Source organism: Pelomonas candidula (assembly GCF_043555985.1).
Taxonomy (GTDB): Bacteria; Pseudomonadota; Gammaproteobacteria; order Burkholderiales; family Burkholderiaceae_C; genus Pelomonas; species Pelomonas candidula.
The window spans coordinates 89970-112315 of sequence record NZ_JBIGIC010000007.1; the positions used below are offsets into that span (position 1 = coordinate 89970).

The window sequence follows — 22346 nt, forward strand, 5'->3', positions numbered from 1 at the left end:
CCCCTCCACCCCGCATGACTGACCCGCGCTCGGATCGCTTTGTCCGCTCCCACCTGAAGACCCGCCAGCTGGTGCTGCTGGTGGAACTGGGGCGGCACGGGTCGATCCTGCACGCGGCGCAGGCCGCCAACCTGACGCAGCCGGCTGCCTCCAAGCTGCTGGCCGACCTGGAGCACGCGCTGGGCGTGAAGCTGTTCGAGCGCCTGCCGCGTGGCGTGGCGCCGACCTGGTACGGCGAGGTCATGATCCGCCGCGCCGGCGCCGCGCTGGCCGAGCTGGACGCCGGCCACCAGGAGGTCATGGAGCTGCTGTCGGGCCTGTCCGGCCGTGTTGCCGTCGGCTCGGTGCTGACGCCGTCGACCACGCTGCTGCCGGCGGCGGTCGTCGAGCTGAAGGCACGCCAGCCGCGCGTGCACGTGGCCATCACGGTGGAGACGAGCAAGATCCTCACGCAGCAGCTGCAGGGTGGCGACCTGGATCTCGTCATCGGTCGCGTGCTGGACAGCGAGTCCGCCGCGCAGCTGAGCTTCGAGCCGCTGACCGACGAGCCCCACGCGCTGATCGTGCGCGCCGGCCACCCGCTGGCCGGCCGCAGCGACCTCAGGCTGCAGGAACTGGCCCGCCAGAGCTGGATACTGCCGCCGGGCGGCAGCATCCTGCGCGACCGGCTCACGTCGTTGTTCCTGACCGCCGGGCTGGACCAGCCGCAACAGGCCGTCGAGACGCTGTCGCTGCCGGTCATCACCAGCCTGCTGGTGCAGTCCGACATGGTCGTCGCGCTGCCGGAGGAACTGGTGCGCCCCTACCTCGACGCCAACCTGCTGACGGTGCTGCCCATCGACCTGGGCCTGCGCATGGACGCCTATGGCATCGTCACGCGCCGCGGCCATCAGCTGTCGCCCGGTGCGGAACTGATGCTGACCTGCCTGCGCGAGCAGGCGCTGGCACGAGCGCCTCGTCCAGACTCGACCCGCTGAACGCGGTCGGTCTGAATCGCTCAACGTCTAGCGGCGCGTGCGCGCGGCCTTCAGCGCCTCGTCCAGCGCCGCCATCAGCGCGGCCGGGTTCAGCGGCTTGGTCAGGTAGCGGAAATAGCCTGCCGCCAGGCTGGACGCCGCGGCCTCGGGCATCGCGCTGGCGGTCAGCGCGATGACGGGGATGTGTGCCGTGCGCGGGTCCATCTTCAGCAGGGACTGCACCTCGCGGCCGGTCATGTGGGGCATGTTGTTGTCCATCAGGATGACGTCGGGCCGCTCGGCCAGCGCCCGTTCCAGCCCGGCGCGGCCGTCGGTGGCCGACAGCAGGCGCAGGTCGTGGCGCGCACGCAGCAACTCCTCGACGAGCTGGCGGCTGGCGGGGTTGTCCTCCACGTAGAGGATGGTGGCCGGCACCTCGACCGCCGGTGCCGCCACCGTCGGGTTGAACAGCGCACCCCAGTCGGTGTCGGGGTGAGGCGCCGCCGGCAGCTCGCTGGCCTGCAGCTCGATCCAGAACTCGCTGCCTTCGCCGAGCCGGCTGTTCACGCCGATGCGCCCGCCCATCAACTGCACGAGCCGCTGCGTGACGACCAGGCCGATGCCGGTGCCCTGTTCGGGGCCGCCCTCCTGGCCCAGCCGGTTGAAGGGCTGGAACAGCGCCTCGACCTGCCTGGGCGCAAGGCCGCGGCCGGTGTCGCGCACGTGGATGCGAACCTGCTCTGCGGCGACGTGGCAGCCCACGTCGACGGACCCGTCCGGTCGGTTGTACTTGATCGCGTTGCTGACGAGGTTGAGCAGCACTTGCTTGAGCCGCATGCGGTCCGCCTGCACGACCTGGCCGGAGCCGGCATCGAAGCGCAGCGCGATGCCGCGCTGAGCGGCCGTCGGCTCGATCATCTGGCGGCACTCGGCCATCACCTCGTCCAGCGCTACCGGCTCCAGCGACAGCTCCACGTGCCCCGCCTCGATGCGTGCCAGGTTGAGGATCTCGTTGATCAGCGTCAGCAGGTGCTTGCCGGCGTCGACGATGTGCTCGATGAATTCCTGGCGCCGTTCTGGCTTGGTGTTCCCGGTGTCGCCGGCCAGCAGCTGGCCGAAGCCGATGATGGCGTTCAGCGGCGTGCGCAGCTCGTGGCTCATGCTGGAGAGGAATTCCGACTTCGCGCGGTTGGCCTTCTCGGCCGTGGCCGTGGCCAGGCGCAGGTCCTCGTTGGAGGCCTCCAGCTGGGCCGTGCGCTCGCGCACGCGGGCTTCCAGTTCGGCGTTCAGCCGCCGCACCTCCTGCGCGCGGCGCTCGATCTCGGCAAGCATGCCGTTGAACGAATCGGCCAGCACGCCCACCTCGTCGTCGGCGGCCTTGGGCGCGCGGCGCGAGTAGTCCTGGCGCTGCATGACGTCCCGCGCGACGTCGCTGATCGCCAGGATGGGCTGCACGACGGCGCGCTGAAGCCGTGTCGACAGCAGCAGCGCCACGCCCAGCGCCGCCAGCGCGACGACGGCGGCGATGCCGAGGTAGGTCAGCACGCGGTCGACGATCGCGTATTCGGCGCGCAGGTAGACACGGCCGATCTCGCGGCCGCCCTGCAGGATGGGCTGCACGACGAGCAGGTCGCTGTCGGCTCGACGCAGGCCGGGCTGCTCGGCACGCGCCGGCAGCGCGCCGTCGGCACCGGGCGCCGTGTACGACGCGAACACCTCGCCCTGCGGGCCGTAGATGGCCGCGGCCTTGATCCTGGGTTGCAGCCGCAGCAGCGCCAGGTTCTCGCTGGCCACGCGCGTGTCGTCGAACTCCAGCGCCGGCGCCGTCGCACGGCCGATCAGCCCGGCCTGGGCCTGGAGGTCGGCCACCCAGCCCTCGTGGTAGGCGCGCAGGTCGTAGGTCACCATCGCACCCAGCGCGACGAGCAGGGCCACCAGCGACGTCAGCATCGTGACGCCGAGCAGCCTGCGTTGCAGCGAGAGCCTGTACATCATGACTTCCCTTCGACCCGGCGTGCCACGCCGAGAAGCCGCACGCTGATCCTCAGGCCGCTTTGCGTGGCCGGCGGCAACAGGACGTCGAAACGCACCCTGTCGTCGACAAGCACGAAGTTGATCATGCCTGTCGTGCCGTCGGGGTCAAGCTCTGTGACAGTTAGCACCGGCCGCCCCTGTACGGCGGCCAGTGCCTCGCCCGCGTGCCCGGCCATCGCGCGCGACACGAACAGCACGTGCACGCCCTCCGGTGCCTCGCCGCTTGCCAACCGTCTCACCTCCACCGGGTGGCCCGCCACCGAGGCCGTTGCGGCCACGCGGCGGAATTCCTCCACCACCGCGCTGCCGGCCAGCACGCCGACGCGAAAGGGCTCGTCGGCCGCGCCCAGCGCCTGCGCCGGCCACTCGACGTAGTTGCCGAAGCGGCAGACGAAGGCCGCCTTGACCTGGTATTCGCTCCTGCCGTCGTCGTCATCGATGGCGTGGCACACGCCCGCGGCGGCCAGCAGCGCGACGAGCAGGCGGCGGCGGGGGAGGATGGCCCCATCGTGACCATTGCCGCAGCGCGTTCCCGGCGACCGACCCATGCAACCTCCCGGCGGTGTCCGTGGTCGCCGCACGATAGCGCAGCGACCCTGCCGGGGCAACGCGCCTGTGGGTTAGCGGGGCGCCGCCTGCCACGTCACCGTGGCGTTCGCTGGATCTGCCAGATCAGCACGCAGACGACCAGCGTCGTGCCGATCATCACGTTGCCCACCCACGGGAAATGCTCCAGGCGGCCGTCGGCGCCGATGCTCACGATGTGGCCCGACACCAGCGCCGCGAGTCCGCCCGCCAGCTGCTGCAGCGCCGCGTTGATGGCCGTGAACGCGCCACGCTGCTCGGGTGCGGGGATGCCGGTGACGATGACCTGCCACGGCACCATGCGCGAGAAGATGCCGGCGAACATGACGACGTTGATGACGATCAGCGTCGTCAGCGACGACGGCCCCAGCCGCGTGTACAGCGCCACCATCGCGATGGTGATCGTGCTGCCGGTGAAGAACACCGGCAGCGGACCGAGCCGGTCGACCAGCCGGCCCACCGTCGGCGCGACAAACATCGTGCTGATGCCGGTGACGAGGTAGACGATGGGCAGGTGCTGCAGGTCGATGCCGACGTTGTGCACCGAAAAGGCGCTCGCGAACGGCATGATCATGAAGCCGCCCGTCGTCAGCAGCGCCGTGATGAGGAAGGCGTGCAGGTGGCGGCGTTGCGCCACGGTGTGCCACAGGTGGGCGAAGGCGCTGCGGTCTGTCTGCAGCTTCAGGTGGGCGTCCACCGGCTTCATGCGCCAGGCGATCAGCAGGCCACCGACGGCGCCGAAGATCACCAGCGCGAGGAAGGGCGCGTGCCAGTCCCAGTGCGTGGCGAGGTAGAGGCCGAACGGCAGGCCCAGCACCTGGCTGGCCGCGAAGCCGCCCTGCAGCAGGCCCATGACGCGGCCGCGCAGCGCCGGCTCGAACAGGTCCGCTGCGATGGCCATGACGATGGAGCCGATGACGCCGCCGAACAGGCCCGTCACGATGCGTGCCAGCAGCAGCGACTCGAAGCTAGTCGCCAGGCCGCACCACAGCGTGCCGAGCAGGAAGCCGCCGTAGAAGAACAGCAGCAGCTTCTTGCGGTCGAAACGGTCGGCGAAGCCGGCCGTCACGATGCCGGAGATGCCGGCGCTGAAGGCGTAGGCCGACACGACGAGGCCGAACTGCTGGGCCGTCATCGACATCGCCGGCATGATCATCGCGCCCAGCGGCGACATGATCATGAAGTCCAGGATGACGGCGAACTGCAGCAGCGTCAGCAGCGCCGTGGCGAAGCGCTGGTAGGGCGTGAACGCCGCGGGCGGCGCGGCGGGAGGTTTGAGGGCGGTGGTGGCTTCGGGCATGGGGGGTGGGCTTTCGGTGTTCGGGGGCCAGCGGGCGGGGCAAACCCGGCGCCTGCGGCGGCGCAGTGTTGCGCGGGGCCGTGTCCAGGCGTGGCAGCAGGGGAGGGGCCGGTCGCGTGCCGGCTTGAAATTCATAGGTGCCTATTCATATTAAGATAGGCGCCTATGTAAAGTCAACGACATTCGTCGGCCAATTGCGCGCATTCATGGACGAGCCCACCCGTTCGACCCCCGCCCCCAGTGAAGACGGTCAGACGTTGAAGCTGATGGGCCATATCCACCGCAGCTTCCATCGCGTGGCGGACCCGCAGCTGCGCGAGCGCGGCTTCGCGATGGGCCAGCTGCCGGTGCTGATGGCCTTGAAAGATGGCCGGCCGCACTCGCAGGCCGAGCTGGCGCGGCTGGCGCAGGTGGAGCAGCCCAGCATGGCGCAGCTGCTGGCGCGCATGGAGCGTGACGGTCTCGTCGAGCGCATTCCTGACCCGGCCGACGGCCGCAGCCGCCTCGTGCTGCTGACGCCGCAGTGCCGTGAACGCATGCACGAGTCGCGTGCCGTCATGCAGGCGATCGGCGCCGAGGCGCTGTCGGAGTTCACGCCCGAGGAGCGGGCCGAGCTGGGTCGCCTGGTGCGCCGCCTGGCCGACAAGGTGGACCGCATGCTGGCCGAGCGCCTGGGCGACTGAAGGCGCTTGCGCGTCGTCCTACAGCGCGTTGCGCCGGGCGCTCACAAGCGCGGCGGTGGCGAGGGGCCAGAGTGGCGTATCCATTTCGGGGAGACGCGCCATGAGTGCGACCGACTGCCAGCCCCCAGTGCCCCCTGCCCAGCGCGGAGGTGAGCTGATGATCTGCGTCGTCGGCACGGCCGAGGCGTTGGCGCGGCATCAGGACGACCTGCTGGCGCTGCGCGCCGACGAGGTCAGCCGCATGGACTGGCGGCTGGACGACGACTTCGGCGAGCCGCCGGCCGCGGCCGACTGGGCCGACGGCCTGGTCGTGCTGAACTCCGACGTCTGGGCCGCGCCCACCGGCTGCGCGCGGCTGCAGGCTTTGCTGAAGATGGCCTGGCGCTGCGGGCGTACGGTGGCGCTGTGCGGCGAGGCAGTGAATTCGCTGGGGGCGCTGGGCTTCCCCAGCGACGTGCCGGCCGAGGCCGAAGGCCTGTTCCTGTGCCCCGAGGGGCCGTGCCACGAGACGCTGGCCGAGTTCCTCGACGCCGTGCACGAGCAACCGCACAAGCGACGCTAGGGCCTGTTAACACTGCCTTCGCGGCTTACTCCCGCAGCGTTGACAGGCCCTGGTCCCTCAACCGCTCTGACGCGGCGTCAGGCTGCAATCGACGGGCGGCAGCTTTTCGCCCGGGTCGACGAAGGCCAGCAGCGCCGCCGGCGGGGCCAGCGACCCCAGCGCCAGCGCGGCGATCGCGCGGCCACCGAGGCGCCGGCCTTCCAGCGCCACGCGCGGGGCGGCCAGCGTGCCCTGCAGGCGCAGCGGCGCGCGCAGCGCCAACGGCGAGAAGTCCTTGGGCCGGGTGACGGCACGCAGGTCCAGCGTCTCGCTGGCCAGGCTGATGCTGCCGTCCACGTCGATGCGGCTGTCCCGGTTGTCCATCAGCGCGGTGCGCGGCCGCAGCACGCCGGCGGTGAAGCGGCCGTCCAGCCGGGCGCAGTTCAACGGCAGGTTCTCGTCCCCCTTGATCAGCATGCCCAGGCCCTGGGCGACGTCCAGCCCCATCGCTTCGGTCAGCAGGTGCGACACGCTGCCGTGTTCCAGCCGCAGTTGCACCGGGCCGTTCAGGCTCGCCATCAGTTCGGCCGTGCTGTGGCCGCGGCCCTGTACGTCGAGCCGGGCCTGGAGCCTGCCGGTGACGGGGTGGGCGGTCAACGCCTTCACGTCGGGCTTGAACCAGCGCTCGACGGCCAGGTCGCTGGCGTCGAGGCTGGCCAGCCACACCGGCGGCACGGGTTGCGTGTCCAGCCGCGCCGAGCCGGAGATGCTGCCGCCGGCCACACCCGCCCGGAGCTGGCTCAGCGTCAGCACGCCGTCGGCCAGCACGACATGACCGTCGACAGGCGACAGCGGCGCCAGGTGCGGGGAGCCGAGGTCCAGCCGTGTCAGCGCGACGTCGACGCGCGCGTCCATCATGTGCAGCGCGGGCAGGTCCAGCGGCCGGTCGGGCAGCACGCGGCCGGGGCGGCTGGGCGGCGCGTCCGTGCCGATGGCCGGGCCCAGGTCGGCCAGGCGCAACGGGCCGCCGCGCAGCGTGCCGTTGAGCAGCGGGCGGCGGGAGCGTGTGTCGAAGGCGAAGTCGCCTGCCAGCCGGCTGCCGCCGATGCGAGCGCGCACGGCGCCCAGCTGCCACAGGCCAGACGCATGCCGTAGCCGCCCGCCGAGCTCGAAGGCCGGCGTGTGTGGCAGCGCCACGCCGAAAGGCCGGCCCGCGGCGGCCAGCGAGCTGCCGCGCACCTGCAGCCAGCCGTCCAGCGCGCGAGCGTCCAGCAGCGATGCGGCGGTGCCGTCGAAGTCCAGCTGCTGCGGCCCCTGGCTCAGCGCCACGCGCAGCCGCACGGGCGGCACGCCGGCCTGCGGTGTCGACAGCAACGCCAGGCCTGCGCTGGCCTGCGCGTCCAGCGCCAGTTGCTGGCCGCGCAGCCGGCCCTTCACGTCGGCCGTCCAGCGGCCGTCGCTGTCGGTTGCGAAGCGGGCCTCGCCGAGCAGCAGCAGCGGGGCGTCGTCGAGGCGGGCCGTGCCGTTGTGGATGACGAGCTGGTCGATCTGCGGGATGGCCACGGGCTCGTGCTTCGCGCCGGCCGAAGACTGCAGCGGCCAGGTCGTGCGGCCGTCGGCATCGCGCTGCCAGGTCAGCGCCAGCGACTCGGCCTGCACCAGCCGCAGCCGCAGCGGCTCACCATGACGCCAGCGCCACAGGTCGCCCCATTGCCAGGCGAGCACCACGTCGCGCGCGTCGGCCAGCGTGTCGCCCTGAGTACCGATGACGCGCAGCTGCGGCGCCAGCAGCCGCGGGTTCCAGAAGAGGTGCACGCGCGAGGCCGGGTCCATTCGCAGCCCGTAGCCGCCGCGCGCGGCCAGCCGCGGTGCCAGGCCCGGCCAGCCGGCGTACTCCAGCGCCGCGACGCCGGCGATGGCGGCCAGCAGCAGGGTGCCGACGATGACCGGGCCTGTCCTCTTCATGCCGTCATGCTGGGCAGTCGCCGCGCGCCGGCGCGTGGGACGGCGGCGGCCGAGGGCGTAGGACCCGGCGCTGTCGGCCCGATCCGACAGGCGATCGGCGCCTGGGCTGAAACGCGGCATGGCCTGCGGCATCCAAAGTGGCAGTACCGGCCCCGAACGGCCTCACCTCCCGAAAGGACGACCGATGACTTCTCCCATCACGCCTACCCGATCCCGCCTGACCTTGCTGGCCGCGCTGGCGGTGGCCGCCGCGCTGAGCGCCTGCGGCAAGCAGGACGATGAACGCACCGCCGGCCAGCGCCTGGACGGTGCCATCGCCGATGCCAAGCAGTCCGCCGAAGAGACCCGGCGCGACGCCAAGGAGGCCATCAGCGACGCCGAACTGTCGGCCAAGCGCGCCGCCGAGAAGACGGCCGAGATTTCCAGCGACGTGACCATCACCGCCAAGGTCAATGCCGCGCTCGTGGCCGATGACAAGCTCAAGGCCACGCAGATCAACGTCGACACCCGCGAAGGCCGCGTCACGCTGACCGGCCAGGCGCCCGATGCGCAATCGCGCGCGCGGGCCACGACCCTCGCTTCCGCCGTGGACGGCGTGAAGCAGGTCGACAACCAGCTGGTGGTCAGCCCGAAGCACGGCTGACCGGCCGCCGCGCGGCTGTCGACGGGGGTGCTCCTCTCATGGGGCGCCCCTTCTTTTTGTCATGGTCTGCCCTCGGCGGCGCGGGCGGGGTTCGCCGATAGGATGAGCCGATGGATCTCACCATCGCTGCCATCCTGGGCCTCGACGGGTTGACCAACGGTGCCATCTACGCCCTCGTCGCGTTGGCGCTGGTCCTGGTCTTCTCGGTCACCCGCGTCATCTTCATCCCGCAGGGCGAATTCGTCGCGTTCGGTGCGCTGACGCTGGCCTCGCTGCAACTGGGCAAGGTGCCCGGCACGGTCTGGCTGCTGGCCATGCTGGCGGTGGCCGGCGCGGTGCTGGACATCACGCAGGCGCTGCGCGAACGCTGCGCACCGGGGCGTATCGCGCGCCGGCTGCTGGGGGCGCTGGTGCTGCCACTGGCCATCGCGGGCGTCACGCTGGGGCTGGCGCCGCAGCAGCCGCCGCTGCTGGTGCAGGTGCTGCTGACGCTGGGACTCGTGACGGCCATGGGCCCGCTGCTGTACCGGCTGGCCTACCGCGCACTGTCCGGTGCCAGCGTGCTGACGCTGCTCATCGTCTCGGTGGGCGTGCACTTCGCGCTGACGGGCATCGGCCTCGTGTTCTTCGGCGCCGAGGGCTACCGCACGCCGGCGTTCTGGGACGCGCGCTTCGATGTCGGGCCGCTGAGCTTCACGGGGCAGACGCTGATCATCTTCGGCGCGTCGGTCGCGCTGATCGCCGCGCTGTTCCTCTTCTTCGAGCGCACGCTGACGGGCAAGGCGCTGCGCGCCACGTCGGTCAACCGCACCGGCGCGCGGCTGATGGGCATCTCCGGCGACGCCGCGGGCGCGATGAGCTTCACGATGGCGGCCTTCATCGGCGCGCTGTCGGGCCTGCTGATCTCGCCGTCGACGACGATCTACTACGACACCGGCTTTCTCATCGGCCTGAAGGGCTTCGTCGCCGCGGTGTTCGGCGGCCTTGCCAGCTTCCCGATGGCGCTGGGCGGCGCCATCGGCGTGGGCCTCATCGAGAGCTTCGGCTCGTTCTACGCGAGTGCATTCAAGGAGGTCATCGTGTTCACGGTGATCCTGCCGGTGCTGCTGTGGCGGTCCTTCGTGGACCCGCATCACGAGGAGCATTGACCGATGAACCGTACTCATCTGACGGCAGCGGCCGTCGTCGTGCTGCTGGCGCTGCCGTTCGCACCGGTGCCGGATTTCTGGATCACGCAGCTCAACTACATCGGCCTGTTCTCGCTGGTCGTGCTGGGCCTCGTGCTGCTGACCGGCGTGGGCGGGCTGACGTCCTTCGGCCAGGCCGCGTTCGCCGGCGTGGGGGCCTACGCCACGGGTTATCTGACGACGGTGCTGGGGCTGTCGCCGTGGCTGGGGCTGGTGGCCGGGCTGGCCGTCACGCTGGTGCTGGCGCTGGTCATTGGCGCGCTGACGCTGCGCATGTCGGGCCACTACCTGCCGCTGGCCACCATCTGCTGGTGCCTGGCGCTGTACTACCTGGTCGGCAACCTGGAGGCGCTGGGCAAATACGACGGGCTGCTGGGCCTGCCCGCCATCACGCTGGGCGATTTCAGCTTCCAGAGCGAGCGCCGCATCTACCTGCTGATCTGGCTGGCCGCGCTGCTGGCGGCGCTGGGCGTGACGCGGCTGCTGGACTCGCGGCCCGGCCGCGTCATGCGTGCGCTCAACACCAACCGCGGCGGCGGCGCGACGATGCCCGAGGCGATGGGCGCGTCGACCTTCCGCTACAAGCTGGTGATGTTCGTCATCGCGGCGCTGCTGGCCTCGGTGTCGGGCTGGCTCTACGCGCACATGCAGCGCAGCGTGAACCCGTCGCCGTTCGGCATCAAGTTCGGCATCGAGTACCTGTTCATGGCCGTGCTGGGCGGCATCGGCGCGGTGGGCGGTGCGTTCACCGGCGCGGCGCTCGTGAAGCTGGCCGAGGACCAGCTCAAGGTCTGGTTGCCGCTGGTGTTCGGCGGCTCGGGCAACTACGAGATCATCGTGTTCGGCGTTGTGCTGGTGCTGGTGCTGCGGTTTGCGCCCGATGGCCTGTGGCCGCTGATGGCGCGCTGGCTGCCGGCGCGTGGGCAGCGCGCAGTCGATGAAGGTGCGCAGCCGCTCGGTTCGCGCCGCCACCCCGAGCGCGGCGCGGCGCTGCTGGACGTGCGCAAGATCCGCAAGCAGTTCGGCGGCTTGGTCGCCGTCAATGACATCAGCTTCGCCATCCGCGCCGGCGACATCGTCGGGCTCATTGGCCCCAACGGCGCGGGCAAGAGCACGACCTTCAACCTCGTCTCCGGCGTGCTGCCGCTGACCGCCGGTGAGGTGGAACTGCTGGGTCAGCGTGTCGACGGTCGCGGTAGCCGCGACATCGCCCGTTCCGGCCTGAGCCGCACCTTCCAGCACGTGAAGCTGGTGCCCGACATGACGGTGCTGGAGAACGTGGCGCTGGGCTGCTACCTGCGCACCCGCAGCGGCGCGATGGCCGCGATGCTGGGCCTGGACCGCGCCGAGGAGCGCCAGGCCCGCGCCGAGGCGCTGCGCCAGCTGCGCCGCATCGGCCTGGCCGACCAGGCTCACGAGCTCGCCGGCAACCTGGCGCTGGGCCCGCAGCGTCTCGTCGAGATCGCCCGCGCGCTGGCCAGCGACCCGTCGCTGCTGCTGCTGGACGAACCTGCCGCCGGCCTGCGCCACAAGGAGAAGGAGGCGCTCGCCGAGGTGCTGAAGCAGCTGAAGGCCGAGGGCCTGTCGCTGCTGCTCGTCGAGCACGACATGGACTTCGTCATGAAGCTCACCGACCGCATCGTCGTCATGGAGTTCGGCCGCTGGCTGATGGAAGGCACGCCGGCCGAGGTGCAGGCCAGCCCGGCCGTGCGTGCCGCCTACCTGGGAGCGGACGAATGAGCGCGCTGCTGGAAGTGAGCGGCTTGTACGCGGGCTATGGCCGCGCCGAAGTGCTGCACGGCTTGAGCTTTGCGGCGCAGGAGAAGAGCGTCGTCACGGTCATCGGCCCCAATGGCGCCGGCAAATCCACGCTGCTCGGCGCGCTGATGGGCCTGATCCCGTCGCGCAGCGCCGTGCTGCGTTTTGCAGGTGAGGACATCGCCCGGCTGACGCTCGAAGAGCGCGTGCTCGCCGGCCTCGCGCTGGTGCCCGAGAAGCGCGAGCTGTTCGGCACCATGAGCGTGGAAGACAACCTGCTGCTGGGCGGCTGGCGGCCACGCACGCTGGGCGACAAGCGCTGGCGCGACGGGCTGGAGAGCGTCTACGCGCGCTTCCCGCGGCTCAAGGAGCGGCGCGCGCAGGCGGCCGGCACGCTGTCCGGCGGCGAACGCCAGATGCTCGCGCTGGGCCGCGCGCTGATGGGCCAACCCAAGCTGCTGATGCTCGACGAACCCAGCCTGGGCCTGGCGCCGCTGATCGTCCGCGAGATCTTCGCCATCGTCGACGACCTGCGCGCCGGCGGCGTCAGCATCCTGCTCGTCGAACAGAACGCCCGCGCCGCGCTGCGCGTGGCGGATCACGGCCACGTGCTGGAGACGGGGGAGTTCGGGTTGAGCGGACCCGCGGATCAGCTGGCGGCGGACCCGAGGGTCATCGAGACCTACCTTGGCGCGGAACGGCAAGGTTAGTATTCAGCGGCTTGAACCGGGAGTGCACATGAAGCTGTTCGTCGCGAAGATCGTCGTTGCGGTAGTTGCCATCGGCGGCATCGCACTGGTTGCCGCTGCGCAGATCGCACCGGCCGTGGCGCCTTGGAAGGTGCTGCTCGCCGTTGCCGCGTTCGTGGCCGCGCTGGTGTCGCTCGCGCTGCTGCACGCCTTCGTGACCGGCTCGCTGAAGCAACTGCTGCTGCGCTGGGGCGCCATCGACACACAGTGGCTCTGGGCGCCGGACTATCCCGAAGGCTTCAAGCAACAGTGGCGGGGCGGCGAGGACAAGCGTTGAAGGCAAGTCGACGGGGGCCGGCCGCCACAGCCCCTACTGCGCCGTGAACCCGCCATCCACCGCGATGGACTGCCCCGTCAGGTACTTCGCCTTGTCGCTCGCCAGGAACACGATGGTCTGCGCAACCTCGTCGACGGTGCCGGCTCGCTGGGCTGGCACGCTGGCCAGCAGCCCGGCCTTGGCATCGGCGTTGTGGCCGGTGAATCGCTCCATCATGTCGGTCTGGATCGGGCCCGGCGCGACGGCGTTGACGCGCACGCCGGCGGCGGCGCCTTCGAGTGCCGCGCTCTTGGTCAGGCCTTCGACCGCGTGCTTGCTGGCCGCATAGACCGACGCGCCGGCAAAGCCGATCAGCCCGGCCACTGACGACAGGTTGACGATGGCACCGCTGCCTTGAGCCAGCATCGCGCGCATCTGGTGCTTCAGCGAGAACAGCACGCCGCGCACGTTGGTGTCGAAGATGGCGTCGTAGTTCTCGGCGCTCTGCTCGGTGATGGGGCCGGTGGCGCCTTCGGTGCCGGCGTTGTTGACGGCCACGTCCAGGCGGCCGAAGCGCGTCACGGTCCGCTCGACGAGGGCGCGCACGTCGGCCTCGTGGCGCACGTCGGCGCGGATGAAGGCGGCAGCCGGCGCGCCCTCCTTCTGCAACTCGGTGGCCAGCGACTGGCCTTCGGGTTCGCGGCGGCCGCTGACGACGACGGTGGCGCCTTCGCGGGCGAAGGCGAGGGCGGTGGCGCGGCCGATGCCGGTCAGGGCGCCGGTGATGAGAACGATGGGAGAAGAGGTCATGTGAGTGCTCCAGGGCAGACGGTGGTTGAGTGACTTCACTGTGATTGCTGCCCCACTAAAGCAGTAGCCTGCCGCGCTGCCTAAGATTTATTCCAGACAGGAATTGAGGGCAACGACAGATGGACCGTTTGCAGGCCATGCAGACCCTGGTGCGGGTGGTGGAACTGGGCAGCTTCTCGGCCGCGGCGCGCGAGACCGGCAGCACGCAGAGCGCCGTCAGCAAGCAGGTGGCGGCGCTGGAGAAAGCGCTCGGCGCGCAGCTGCTGGCACGCAGCACGCGGGCGCTGAAGCTGACCGAGGCGGGCGAGCGCTACGTGGAGCAGGCGCGGCGCCTGGTGGCCGAGATTGCCGAGGCCGAGAGCGAGCTGCGCGCCGGCGAGCACCGGCTGCAGGGCACGCTGCGCGTGGCGGCGTCGGTGACCTTCGGGCGGCGCCAGCTGATGCCGCTGGTGCGCAGCTTCCTCGCGGCGCACCCGGGCGTGCAGATCGACCTGAGGCTGAACGACGGCTTCATCGACCTCATCGAGCAGGGCATCGACATCGCGGTGCGCATCGGCGAGCAGCCGGACTCCAGCTTCGTCGCGCGCCGCATCGGCACGACGCACCGTGCCGTGATGGCCTGCCGCGGCTACTTCGAGCAACGGGGCATCGCGCCGCCGCGGCAGCCGGCGGACCTGGCGCGGCACGACTGCATCGTCTACAGCGAGCTGCGCACGGGGCCGATCTGGACCTTCGAAGCAGGCTCGCAGGCCGCGGCGCCGCCGGGCAGCGAGGTCAGCGTGCGCGTGGGGGGCACGCTGCGCACCAACAGCGGCGAGGCGGTGCGCGAGGCGCTGCTGTCGGGCATGGGGCTGGCGTATTCGCCGACATGGCTGTTCGACGTGGAGCTGGCCAGCGGCGAGGTGGAGGTCGTCATGCCACAGTGGCTCGGGCGCTCGCTGCCCATCCAGCTCGTCAGCCCGCCGCAGCGGCGGCTGTCGGGCAAGGTCAAGGCCTTTGGCGACCACCTGGCCGCCGGGCTGGCGCCGGCCTGAGCCAGCGTCCCGCGGCGAGCCCCGCCCGGCAAGGGCGGGCTCTAGGCGTCCGTGGTCGCGTTGGGCCGGTGGGCCTGGGGCCGCTGCCAGGCCAGCAGCTTGTTGTTGGCCGGCATGTCCAGCCGCTCGCGCAGTCGCAGGCCCACGGCGGCGGCTTCGGCCGCAACGTCGGCAAGCCGCCGGATGCCCCACGCTGGATTGCGTGAGCGCAGGTCGGCATCGAAGGCGAGGTTGCTCGGCGCCGTCGGCTCGTCGTCCAGCAAGTAGGGGCCGTAGGTGAGCAGCAGCCCGCCCGGTGCGAGGTGCCGGGCTGCTCCCCGCATCAGCCCCGCCGTGCAGGCCCACGGCGCGATGTGGATCATGTTGGCGCAGTAGATCGCGTCCACCTGAGCCGGCACGCCGGGCCAGGCGGTGTCGAGCACGTCCAGCGTGATCGGCGGGCGCACGCGGTCCAGCCCCTCGCACCACGCCGCGATGGACGGCAGCGCCGCCGCGTCGAAGTCGCTGGGCTGCCACTGCCAGCCGGGCAGCCCGTGGCTGAGCAAGGCCGCATGCTGGCCCGTGCCGCTGGCGATCTCCAGCATGAAGCCGGTCGGCGGCAGCAGGCGTTGCAGCACCGCCAGGATGGGCGGGCCGTTGCGTTCGGCGGCGGGGCTGTAGCGGCGTTCGCGCATCGGCTAGAAGCTGGTCCAGTCGTCGTCCGTCGCCCCTGCCGATGCGGTGGCCACCACCGGTGCGGGCCTGGCGGCGGGGGGCGGGAGTGCCTTGGCCTTCGGCGTGGATGGAGGCGTGGTGGTGGCCGGGCGGGCTGCCCGGGCCTTCGGCGGTGCCGGTGTTCGCGCGGCGTCGCCGCCGAGGCGGAATGTCGACACGATGTCCACCATCTGCAGGGCCTGCTGCTTCAGGCTCTCCGCCGCCGCCGCGGACTCCTCCACCAGTGCGGCGTTCTGCTGCGTGACCTGGTCCATCTGCGAGACGGCCTGTTCGACCTGGCCCACGCCGTCGGCCTGCTCGACGCTGGCGTTGCTGATCTCGCCGACGATGTCGGTGACGCGCTGGATGGCCTGCACCAGCGACTGCATGGACTGGCCGGCCGTGTCGACCTGCTGGCTGCCGCGCTCGACCTGCTCGACGCTGCCGGTGATGAGGCTCTTGATCTCCTTGGCCGCGTCGGCGCTGCGTTGCGCCAGCGAGCGAACCTCGCCGGCGACGACCGCGAAGCCGCGCCCCTGCTCGCCGGCGCGGGCGGCTTCCACCGCCGCGTTCAGCGCCAGGATGTTGGTCTGGAACGCGATGCCGTCGATGGTGCCGATGATGTCGGCGATCTTGCGGCTGGAGTCGCTGATGCCGCGCATGGTGTCGACGACATCGCCCACCGCGCTGCCGCCTTGGCGGGCCGCGTCGCTGGCGCTGCGGGCGAGTTGGTCGGCCTGGCGGGCGTTGTCGGCGTTGCTGCGCACGGTGCTGGCCAGCTCGGACATCGTCGCCGCCGTCTCCTGCAGCGCGGTGGCCTGCTCCTCGGTGCGCTGGCTCAGGTCGGCGTTGCCCTGCGCGATCTGGCTGCTGGCGGTGGAGACGGACTCGGCGTTGGCACGCACGCGCGACACGGTCTGCGTGAGGCTTTGCCGCATGCGTTCCAGCGCGCGGATGAGCAGCGCCGCTTCGTCGTTGCCGTGCGCGGCGACCGGCTCGCGCAGGTCGCCGCCGGCCACCGCGTCGGCCACACCGACCGCGCGCTGCAGCGGCACCGTGATGGACCGGATCAGCAGGCGCGAGATGATCAACGCCATCGTGATGGACAACGCGAGCGTGATGATGACGACCAGGCGTGCCGTGCCGAAGGCCGCATCGGCGTCGGCGCCGGCCTGGTTGGCGCCCTGGGTGTTCAGGGTGATCAGCTTCTCCAGGATGTCCGACGAGCTGTTGTAGAACTTCAGCGAGTCGCCTTCCAGGATGGCTCGGGCCTCGTCGTTCTCGTTCTTGCGCGAGTGGACGTACAGCTTCTCGTGCGCGGCCATGTAGGCCTTCCAGTCGGCCTGGAAGCTCTCGTAGAGGCGACGCTCCTCGGGCGAGCTGATGAGCTTCTCGAAGGCCGCGCGGTTCTTCTCGAACTCGGCCAGCGCCGCCGCCATCTCCTTGTCCTTCGCGGCCATCGCCGCGTCATCCGTGGCGAGCACGTGGCCGGTCTCGGCGACGCGGTAGTCCGCGGTGTTGGTGTTGATCTGGTTCACCAGCGACGCGCTGGGCAGCCAGTTGGCCGTGATCTCGTGCGTGCGCGACCGCATGCTCAGCATCTGCAGCATCGCGATGCCCGACAGCAGCATCATCAAGCCCAGCATCACGCCCATCGCGGCCGCCAGGCGCGGCCCGATCTTCCATTGCAGTGGGTTCATCTCGGCTCCTCCGGACGGTGTGGTGCGCGGCCCGGGCGGCCGCGGCAGCGTGGAAGGAGTCTGCCCTGCCGCACCGGCGCTGTCACGCGAGGTTCCAGGTGTTGCGAACGAAACCGCGGACCGGTGCCGGGCCGCCCCAAGCCGGCTTGCAGGCGATGTGCAAGCGGCTCAATGCCGCTTGCATCGCCGTCCCCGTGGGGCTGAGGCTGGACATGGCAAGTCCTGTGGACTTGTCGTGCCTGCCGAAGAGCAGCCGCTCCGTCGGCTGCGCGGTCTGCAAGACCGACCAGGCTTGCCCGCGTTCAGCGTGGCAAGACTGGGCGAGGGGCCTCCATTTCAGGCCAGCCGGCCGGCCTGGAAGTCCCGCACCGCCTGCACCAGTTCGGCCTCGGTGTTCATGACGAACGGGCCGTACTGTGCGATGGGCTCGCCCAGCGGCTTGCCAGCGACGAGGATGGCGCGGGTCGGCGCGTCGCCCGCCGTCAGCCGCACGCCGTCGCTGCCCGCCGTGTTGGCGAGGATGGCCATGCGGCCGGCAGGCTGCAGGCAGCCGGTCGAGTACTTCAGCGCGCCGTCGTAGACGTAGACGAAGGCGTTGTGCGTGGCCGGCAGCGGCTGCTCGAAGCTCGCGCCGGGTGCGAGGTGCACGTCCAGGTACAGCGGCTCGGTGACGTCGCGCTGCACGGCGCCCATCATGCCGTGGCTCTCGCCGGCGATGACGCGCACGGTGATGCCGTCCTGCTCGAACTCCGGCACGTCGGCGCCCTGCACGTCCAGGTACCAGGGGTCGCGCATCTTGTCGCGGCCGGGCAGGTTCAGCCACAGCTGGAAGCCGGCCATGCGGCCCGCCGTCTGCTCGGGTGTCTCGCTGTGGATCACGCCGCGGCCGGCGGTCATCCACTGCACGCCACCGTCCGACACCAGGCCCTCGTTGCCGGCCGAGTCGCGGTGGCGGATGCGGCCGTTGAGCATGTAGGTGATGGTCTCGAAGCCGCGGTGCGGGTGGTCGGGGAAGCCGGCGATGTAGTCGTCCGGGTTGTCCGTGCCGAAGTGATCCAGCATCAGGAACGGGTCGAGTCGGCGCTGCAGGTTCTGCGTCAGCACGCGGTTGAGCTTGACGCCGGCACCGTCGCTGGTCGGTTGACCGGCGACGAGGCGTTCGACCTCACGCGGTTGGTTCAACAGGGACGTGGCGACGGTGTTCATGGCGTGCTTTCAGGCGGTGAGAAGTTGGCTGATCTGGGTGCGGGCGGCGGCCAGGCCTTGCTCGGCGGCGAAGGCCATGCCCTCGGCGTAGACGAACTCCACGTCCGTCATGCCCAGGAAGGCCAGCACGGTGCGCAGGTAGGGCGTCATCTGGTCGCTGGGCTGGTCGCGGTGGATGCCGCCGCGGCTGGTGACGATGAACACCTTCTTCCCGGTCAGCAGGCCGACGGGGCCCTTCTCGGTGTACTTGAAGGTCACGCCGGCGCGGGCCACCGCGTCGATCCAGTTCTTGAACTGGGCCGTGACGTTGAAGTTGTACATCGGCACGCCGATGACGACGGTGTCGGCGGCCTGCAGTTCGGCGATCAGCGCATCGTCCAGCGCCACGCGGGCGGCCTGCTCGGGGCTGCGCTTGTCGGCCGGCGTGAACAGGGCGCCCAGTGCGACCTCGTCCAGCACGGGCTGGGGCGTCACGGCCAGGTCGCGCACCGTCACGGTGGCGGCCGGGTTGGCGGCGCGCAGGCCGGCGGTCAGTTCGTTGGCCAGGCGGGTGGACGTCGAACCTTGGTCATCGGTGGCACGGCGGGCGCTGGCGTTGATTTGCAGGATGTTCATTCGGTACTCCGGGGAAGTCGGTTGCGATGGAATGAACTGTAGGAATCGCCAATCAACTCCGGAAGGCGCCGAATTGCATAAGATTGTTCCACTGATGGATCAATTGGGTGAAAACGATGGAATCCGATGCCGACGACCTGCTGCTGTTTGCCCGCGTGATGGACGCCGGCAGCTTCAGCCGCGCGGCCGAGCGCGTGCGCTGGCCCAAGAGCACGGTGTCGCGGCGTATCGCGGCGCTGGAGGCGCGGCTGGGTGAGAAGCTGCTGCAGCGCACGACGCGCAAGCTGACGCTGACAGACTTCGGCGCCGGCGTGCTGGAGCACGCGCGTGCCGTGGCCGCCGAGGTGGACGGCGCGTTGGCGCTGGCGCTGCACCGCCAGAGCAAGCCCAGCGGCCGGCTGCGTGTCAGCATGCCGGCGGACTTCGCCGAGCGCGTCGCGGCCGGTATGCTGGCCCAGTTCGCACAGGACTACCCCGAGGTGCAGCTGGAGCTGGACCTGACACCGCGCCGCGTGGACATCGTCGGCGAAGGCTTCGACCTCGCCATCCGCATGGGCCAACTGGACGAGGACAGCCAGCTCGCCGCGCGCAAGCTGGCGACGACGCAATGGGGCCTGTACGCCGCGCCGGAGTACCTGGAGCGCGTCGGCGAGCCGCTGCTGCCGCAGGCGCTGGACAGCATGCACGGGCTGATGCTGCTGACCCGCACCGGCGATGCCGTGCCGTGGCGGCTGCAGCGTGGCGGCGGCGATCCGGTCGTCGTGCAGCCGGTGGAGCGAACGCTGGCGAACTCGCCCAGCCTGCTGGCGCAGCTGGCGCTCAGCGGCGTGGGCATCGCCGGCGTGGACCGGCTGCTGGTGAGCCATTCGGTGGCGCTGAGCCGGCTGCAACGCGTGCTGCCGGACTGGCAGTTGCCCGGCTCCAGCTGCTGGGCCGTGTTCCCGGAGCGGCGGTTGATGCCGCTGCGAACGCGGGTGTTCCTGGAGGCGGTGTCAGCGCTGCTGGAGACCTGCCCGGCGCCGGGCGCCTAGCGCGACGACGAACAGGCCCGCGGCAAGCCGCGCCGCGCGGTCGGTGCACGGCGCCGGGAGCATCGAGGGCCGCTGACGGCGCATCGCCCGGCAGTCCTGCCAGCTGGCGGACTCACTCGTCCACGTTGTTGAACGCAAACTCGATGGCGACCTCGCGGGGTGTCGGGATGGGCGCGAAGCGCCACTGCTTGACGGCGTCGACGGCCGATGTGCCCAGGCGCGAATGGCTGGCGCCGATCACCTCGACCTTGCTGACGGTGCCGTCTGGGGCCACCGTGAACTTCACGCGCGCAAAGCCGTTGCGGAAGGTCGTCTGTTGCAGCTGGCGCGGGATGCCGGGGTTGACGCGCGACAGCAGCTTGAGCGGCACCTCGGCTTCTTCCTCGGGGGGCGGTGGAGGCGGCTCCACGGCGCGGGCGGCAGTGGCCATCGGCGCGGCGGGCGCAGGCGTAGGTTCGGCGGCGGCCAGCAGCACGGGGCGCTCGGGCTGGGGCTCGGGCGTTGGGGCTGCTGCGGCAACGATGGGCTCGGCAACCGCGGGAGCCGCAGCGATGGCGGGAGCGGTCGCCGGAGCCGCCACGGGAGCCGGGGCGGGCCTGGGGGCGGCGGCGATGGGCGCCGGCGCCGGGGCCGCCTTGCGCGCCACCGGGGCCGGCGCCGGGCTCGGTGCGGGGGCCGGCGCCTGGCGGGTTGCGCCCTTGTCGCCGTTGATTTTGATCCAGTGGAAGACGGCGTCGGCGGCCTTCTGGGCGCGTTCCAGGCTCTTGTCAGCCGCGGCTGGCTCGGTCTGCGCGGCCACCGGCTGGCTCAGCAGCAGCAAGGCGGTGGCGATGGCGGTCAGGTTGAACGTTAGGACGACACGAGGTCCAGAGGTCATGACAGCTCCACGAGGGACGACAGCGGGAATTGGGGGACGGTACGGCGGCGCACTCTAGTCAAGCCGGCGCGCGACGGTAGCGGGGTTTGTCCCGCCAACTGTGCAATTTGACGAGTTATTTCACCGAAGCTTCATGCCGGGCCCAGCAGCGCCCGGCAGCGCTTCTCGTGCTGGCGGATCTCGCCGAGCGTGACCTCGATGTCGTCGCGCTGCTGCTCCAGCTGCTCGCGGTGCCGCGCCAGGATGGCCAGGAAGGCGCGCAGCTGCGGCGCGGCGCTGGCCTGGCTGTCGTACATGTCGACGAGCTGCTTGATCTCCTGCAGTGCCAGTCCCAGCCGCTTGCCGCGCAGGGTCAGCTTCAGCCGCGTGCGGTCGCGCGGGCTGTAGACGCGGTTGCGGCCCTTGCGCCCTGGCTCCAGCAGGCCGGCTTCCTCGTAGAAGCGGATGGCGCGCGGCGTGATGTCGAACTCGGCCGCGAGCTCGGTGATCGTGAAGGTCGGCTGCTGCGGCTCGGTCGCGGCGGAGACAGACTTGCGGGGAGGCATGGCTAAACTGGATTGACGTTAACGTCAGTCTAGAACGGTCATGGGCAATCCACGCGAATCGGAACTTCACTACCCCCTGGGCGAAACCCTGCCCCAGCCGGGCGAGGCGCTGGACCTTGCGCCGGGGCTTCGCTGGGTGCGCATGGGCCTGCCGTTCGCGCTGGACCACATCAACCTATGGCTGCTGCGTGACCGCATCGACGGCCGCGAGGGCTGGACCATCGTCGACTGCGGCATCGCCAGCGACGACACGCGGGCGAACTGGGAGAAGGTCTTCGCCGAGCGACTGGACGGCCTGCCTGTCCTGCGCGTCATCGCCACGCACTTCCACCCTGACCACCTGGGGCTGGCGCACTGGCTCACCGAGCGCTGGGGCTGCCGCCTGTGGATGAGCGCGACGGACTTCAACCTCGCCCGCCTGGCGAGCAGCTCGACAGTGGGCATGGGTGGTGCGGCGGCCGCTGCCTTCTTCGGCAGCCATGGGCTGACCGACCCGGATTCGCTCGACAAGATCCGCGCCCGTGCCGACTACTACCCGAAGATGGTGCCGGTCGTGCCGCACAGCTACCGGCGGCTGATGGATGGCATGGCGGTCGACATCGGCGGCCGCAGTTGGCGCTGCATCGCCGGCTACGGCCACGCGCCCGAGCACATCAGCCTGTTCTGCGAGGAGGCCAGGCTGCTGATCAGCGGCGACATGGTGCTGCCGCGCATCTCGACCAACGTGTCGGTCGTCGACGTCGAGCCCGAGGCCGACCCGCTGACGCTGTACCTGGATTCGCTGACCCGCTACCTGGACCTGCCCGCCGACACGCTGGTGCTGCCGTCGCACGGCAAGCCGTTCACGGGCCTGCACGCGCGGGTGGACCAGCTGCGCGAGCATCACGACGAGCGTCTGGCCGACGTCATTGCCGCCTGCCGCGCCGAGCCGACGCATGCCGCCGGGCTGCTGGGCGTGCTGTTCAAGCGCAAGCTGGACCTGCACCAGACCACGTTCGCGATGGGCGAGGCGATCGCGCACCTGAACGCGTTGTGGCTGAAGGGTGAACTGACGCGGGAGCTGGGCGCCGACGGCGTCTACCGGTTCTCGGTAGCCTGACGGCAGAAAGAAAAATGCCGCCGCCGGAATCATCCGGGGCGGCATCTCTGCCCGGTACCTTCTCTCCCTCAATCTCCCA

22 protein-coding genes are annotated in these 22346 nt (G+C 70.8%); 11 read left to right on the forward strand and 11 right to left on the reverse strand.

Going from position 1 to position 22346, the window contains the following annotated elements; genetic code table 11:
* Positions 1 to 14: 14 nt before the first annotated feature.
* On the forward strand, positions 15 to 977 hold the full coding sequence (locus tag ACG04R_RS15245; RefSeq protein ID WP_394412109.1) for a LysR family transcriptional regulator: 963 nt from the start codon (positions 15 to 17) through the stop codon (positions 975 to 977).
* A 27-nt stretch (positions 978 to 1004) separates the two neighbouring features.
* Here ACG04R_RS15245 and ACG04R_RS15250 read toward each other — a convergent pair whose 3' ends face one another.
* The 3 genes from ACG04R_RS15250 to ACG04R_RS15260 form a co-directional block, all read right to left on the reverse strand.
* Positions 1005 to 2951 (reverse strand): sensor histidine kinase, YfiR-like protein-associated, encoded by a 1947-nt coding sequence (locus ACG04R_RS15250; protein ID WP_394412112.1) that lies wholly within the window; start codon positions 2949 to 2951, stop codon positions 1005 to 1007.
* The gene (locus ACG04R_RS15255) at positions 2948 to 3538 is read right to left on the reverse strand and encodes a TOL_0243 family YfiR-like periplasmic protein (RefSeq protein WP_394412116.1); all 591 of its coding nucleotides are present in this window, start codon (positions 3536 to 3538) and stop codon (positions 2948 to 2950) included. The genes ACG04R_RS15250 and ACG04R_RS15255 overlap by 4 nt, the downstream gene beginning before the upstream one ends.
* A 95-nt stretch (positions 3539 to 3633) precedes the next feature.
* Positions 3634 to 4875, reverse strand: coding sequence for an MFS transporter (locus tag ACG04R_RS15260; RefSeq protein WP_394412119.1), 1242 nt, complete (start codon positions 4873 to 4875; stop codon positions 3634 to 3636).
* A gap of 206 nt (positions 4876 to 5081) precedes the next feature.
* Between ACG04R_RS15260 and ACG04R_RS15265 the strand changes: the two genes are divergently transcribed.
* Complete coding sequence (locus ACG04R_RS15265) at positions 5082 to 5558, forward strand: MarR family winged helix-turn-helix transcriptional regulator (RefSeq protein ID WP_394412122.1); 477 nt, start codon at positions 5082 to 5084, stop codon at positions 5556 to 5558.
* 100 nt (positions 5559 to 5658) lie between these two features.
* Positions 5659 to 6120: a hypothetical protein gene (locus ACG04R_RS15270; protein ID WP_394412125.1), complete on the forward strand. Its 462-nt coding sequence runs from the start codon at positions 5659 to 5661 to the stop codon at positions 6118 to 6120.
* Positions 6121 to 6177: 57 nt separating this feature from the next.
* Here the strand turns inward: ACG04R_RS15270 and ACG04R_RS15275 are convergent, their stop codons facing one another.
* Positions 6178 to 8064 (reverse strand): AsmA family protein, encoded by a 1887-nt coding sequence (locus tag ACG04R_RS15275; RefSeq protein ID WP_394412128.1) that lies wholly within the window; start codon positions 8062 to 8064, stop codon positions 6178 to 6180.
* Between the two features lie 184 nt (positions 8065 to 8248).
* Between ACG04R_RS15275 and ACG04R_RS15280 the strand changes: the two genes are divergently transcribed.
* The 5 genes from ACG04R_RS15280 to ACG04R_RS15300 all read left to right on the forward strand — a co-directional run bounded on the left by ACG04R_RS15280 (position 8249) and on the right by ACG04R_RS15300 (position 12678).
* Positions 8249 to 8707 carry a BON domain-containing protein gene (locus tag ACG04R_RS15280; protein WP_394412131.1) on the forward strand — a complete coding sequence of 153 codons (459 nt, stop codon included), beginning with the start codon at positions 8249 to 8251 and terminating at the stop codon, positions 8705 to 8707.
* 110 nt (positions 8708 to 8817) lie between these two features.
* The gene (locus ACG04R_RS15285) at positions 8818 to 9855 is read left to right on the forward strand and encodes a branched-chain amino acid ABC transporter permease (protein ID WP_394412134.1); all 1038 of its coding nucleotides are present in this window, start codon (positions 8818 to 8820) and stop codon (positions 9853 to 9855) included.
* A gap of 3 nt (positions 9856 to 9858) precedes the next feature.
* The gene (locus ACG04R_RS15290) at positions 9859 to 11634 is read left to right on the forward strand and encodes a branched-chain amino acid ABC transporter ATP-binding protein/permease (protein ID WP_394412137.1); all 1776 of its coding nucleotides are present in this window, start codon (positions 9859 to 9861) and stop codon (positions 11632 to 11634) included.
* Complete coding sequence (locus tag ACG04R_RS15295; RefSeq protein WP_394412141.1) at positions 11631 to 12362, forward strand: ABC transporter ATP-binding protein; 732 nt, start codon at positions 11631 to 11633, stop codon at positions 12360 to 12362. The genes ACG04R_RS15290 and ACG04R_RS15295 overlap by 4 nt, the downstream gene beginning before the upstream one ends.
* A gap of 28 nt (positions 12363 to 12390) precedes the next feature.
* Positions 12391 to 12678 (forward strand): hypothetical protein, encoded by a 288-nt coding sequence (locus tag ACG04R_RS15300; protein WP_394412144.1) that lies wholly within the window; start codon positions 12391 to 12393, stop codon positions 12676 to 12678.
* 33 nt (positions 12679 to 12711) lie between these two features.
* On the opposite strand, the gene ACG04R_RS15305 is transcribed toward ACG04R_RS15300, so the two are convergent.
* Entirely contained in the window at positions 12712 to 13467 is a 756-nt protein-coding gene (locus tag ACG04R_RS15305) for a glucose 1-dehydrogenase (protein WP_394412147.1), read from the reverse strand.
* A gap of 119 nt (positions 13468 to 13586) precedes the next feature.
* On the opposite strand from ACG04R_RS15305, the gene ACG04R_RS15310 reads away from it, so the two are divergent.
* Positions 13587 to 14501: a LysR family transcriptional regulator gene (locus ACG04R_RS15310; protein ID WP_394412150.1), complete on the forward strand. Its 915-nt coding sequence runs from the start codon at positions 13587 to 13589 to the stop codon at positions 14499 to 14501.
* 41 nt (positions 14502 to 14542) lie between these two features.
* On the opposite strand, the gene ACG04R_RS15315 is transcribed toward ACG04R_RS15310, so the two are convergent.
* The 4 genes from ACG04R_RS15315 to ACG04R_RS15330 form a co-directional block, all read right to left on the reverse strand.
* Complete coding sequence (locus ACG04R_RS15315; protein ID WP_394412153.1) at positions 14543 to 15175, reverse strand: DUF938 domain-containing protein; 633 nt, start codon at positions 15173 to 15175, stop codon at positions 14543 to 14545.
* A gap of 3 nt (positions 15176 to 15178) precedes the next feature.
* Positions 15179 to 16894: a methyl-accepting chemotaxis protein gene (locus tag ACG04R_RS15320; RefSeq protein ID WP_394412157.1), complete on the reverse strand. Its 1716-nt coding sequence runs from the start codon at positions 16892 to 16894 to the stop codon at positions 15179 to 15181.
* A 336-nt stretch (positions 16895 to 17230) separates the two neighbouring features.
* The gene (locus tag ACG04R_RS15325; protein ID WP_394412160.1) at positions 17231 to 18100 is read right to left on the reverse strand and encodes a pirin family protein; all 870 of its coding nucleotides are present in this window, start codon (positions 18098 to 18100) and stop codon (positions 17231 to 17233) included.
* A 9-nt stretch (positions 18101 to 18109) separates the two neighbouring features.
* Positions 18110 to 18715: an FMN-dependent NADH-azoreductase gene (locus ACG04R_RS15330; RefSeq protein ID WP_394412163.1), complete on the reverse strand. Its 606-nt coding sequence runs from the start codon at positions 18713 to 18715 to the stop codon at positions 18110 to 18112.
* Between the two features lie 116 nt (positions 18716 to 18831).
* On the opposite strand from ACG04R_RS15330, the gene ACG04R_RS15335 reads away from it, so the two are divergent.
* Positions 18832 to 19746 carry a LysR family transcriptional regulator gene (locus tag ACG04R_RS15335; protein ID WP_394412686.1) on the forward strand — a complete coding sequence of 305 codons (915 nt, stop codon included), beginning with the start codon at positions 18832 to 18834 and terminating at the stop codon, positions 19744 to 19746.
* A 112-nt stretch (positions 19747 to 19858) separates the two neighbouring features.
* Here ACG04R_RS15335 and ACG04R_RS15340 read toward each other — a convergent pair whose 3' ends face one another.
* Positions 19859 to 20623, reverse strand: coding sequence for a TonB family protein (locus ACG04R_RS15340; protein ID WP_394412166.1), 765 nt, complete (start codon positions 20621 to 20623; stop codon positions 19859 to 19861).
* A 131-nt stretch (positions 20624 to 20754) separates the two neighbouring features.
* Positions 20755 to 21168: a MerR family transcriptional regulator gene (locus ACG04R_RS15345; RefSeq protein ID WP_394412169.1), complete on the reverse strand. Its 414-nt coding sequence runs from the start codon at positions 21166 to 21168 to the stop codon at positions 20755 to 20757.
* Between the two features lie 40 nt (positions 21169 to 21208).
* Between ACG04R_RS15345 and ACG04R_RS15350 the strand changes: the two genes are divergently transcribed.
* The gene (locus ACG04R_RS15350; RefSeq protein WP_394412172.1) at positions 21209 to 22267 is read left to right on the forward strand and encodes an MBL fold metallo-hydrolase; all 1059 of its coding nucleotides are present in this window, start codon (positions 21209 to 21211) and stop codon (positions 22265 to 22267) included.
* Positions 22268 to 22346: the final 79 nt, after the last annotated feature.

Coding starts and splice junctions, on each gene's coding strand:
- ACG04R_RS15245 (WP_394412109.1), top strand. CDS start 15: ATGACTGACCCGCGCTCGGATCGCTTTGTCCGCTCCCACCTGAAGACC.
- ACG04R_RS15250 (WP_394412112.1), bottom strand. CDS start 2,951: ATGATGTACAGGCTCTCGCTGCAACGCAGGCTGCTCGGCGTCACGATG.
- ACG04R_RS15255 (WP_394412116.1), bottom strand. CDS start 3,538: ATGGGTCGGTCGCCGGGAACGCGCTGCGGCAATGGTCACGATGGGGCC.
- ACG04R_RS15260 (WP_394412119.1), bottom strand. CDS start 4,875: ATGCCCGAAGCCACCACCGCCCTCAAACCTCCCGCCGCGCCGCCCGCG.
- ACG04R_RS15265 (WP_394412122.1), top strand. CDS start 5,082: ATGGACGAGCCCACCCGTTCGACCCCCGCCCCCAGTGAAGACGGTCAG.
- ACG04R_RS15270 (WP_394412125.1), top strand. CDS start 5,659: ATGAGTGCGACCGACTGCCAGCCCCCAGTGCCCCCTGCCCAGCGCGGA.
- ACG04R_RS15275 (WP_394412128.1), bottom strand. CDS start 8,064: ATGAAGAGGACAGGCCCGGTCATCGTCGGCACCCTGCTGCTGGCCGCC.
- ACG04R_RS15280 (WP_394412131.1), top strand. CDS start 8,249: ATGACTTCTCCCATCACGCCTACCCGATCCCGCCTGACCTTGCTGGCC.
- ACG04R_RS15285 (WP_394412134.1), top strand. CDS start 8,818: ATGGATCTCACCATCGCTGCCATCCTGGGCCTCGACGGGTTGACCAAC.
- ACG04R_RS15290 (WP_394412137.1), top strand. CDS start 9,859: ATGAACCGTACTCATCTGACGGCAGCGGCCGTCGTCGTGCTGCTGGCG.
- ACG04R_RS15295 (WP_394412141.1), top strand. CDS start 11,631: ATGAGCGCGCTGCTGGAAGTGAGCGGCTTGTACGCGGGCTATGGCCGC.
- ACG04R_RS15300 (WP_394412144.1), top strand. CDS start 12,391: ATGAAGCTGTTCGTCGCGAAGATCGTCGTTGCGGTAGTTGCCATCGGC.
- ACG04R_RS15305 (WP_394412147.1), bottom strand. CDS start 13,467: ATGACCTCTTCTCCCATCGTTCTCATCACCGGCGCCCTGACCGGCATC.
- ACG04R_RS15310 (WP_394412150.1), top strand. CDS start 13,587: ATGGACCGTTTGCAGGCCATGCAGACCCTGGTGCGGGTGGTGGAACTG.
- ACG04R_RS15315 (WP_394412153.1), bottom strand. CDS start 15,175: ATGCGCGAACGCCGCTACAGCCCCGCCGCCGAACGCAACGGCCCGCCC.
- ACG04R_RS15320 (WP_394412157.1), bottom strand. CDS start 16,894: ATGAACCCACTGCAATGGAAGATCGGGCCGCGCCTGGCGGCCGCGATG.
- ACG04R_RS15325 (WP_394412160.1), bottom strand. CDS start 18,100: ATGAACACCGTCGCCACGTCCCTGTTGAACCAACCGCGTGAGGTCGAA.
- ACG04R_RS15330 (WP_394412163.1), bottom strand. CDS start 18,715: ATGAACATCCTGCAAATCAACGCCAGCGCCCGCCGTGCCACCGATGAC.
- ACG04R_RS15335 (WP_394412686.1), top strand. CDS start 18,832: ATGGAATCCGATGCCGACGACCTGCTGCTGTTTGCCCGCGTGATGGAC.
- ACG04R_RS15340 (WP_394412166.1), bottom strand. CDS start 20,623: ATGACCTCTGGACCTCGTGTCGTCCTAACGTTCAACCTGACCGCCATC.
- ACG04R_RS15345 (WP_394412169.1), bottom strand. CDS start 21,168: ATGCCTCCCCGCAAGTCTGTCTCCGCCGCGACCGAGCCGCAGCAGCCG.
- ACG04R_RS15350 (WP_394412172.1), top strand. CDS start 21,209: ATGGGCAATCCACGCGAATCGGAACTTCACTACCCCCTGGGCGAAACC.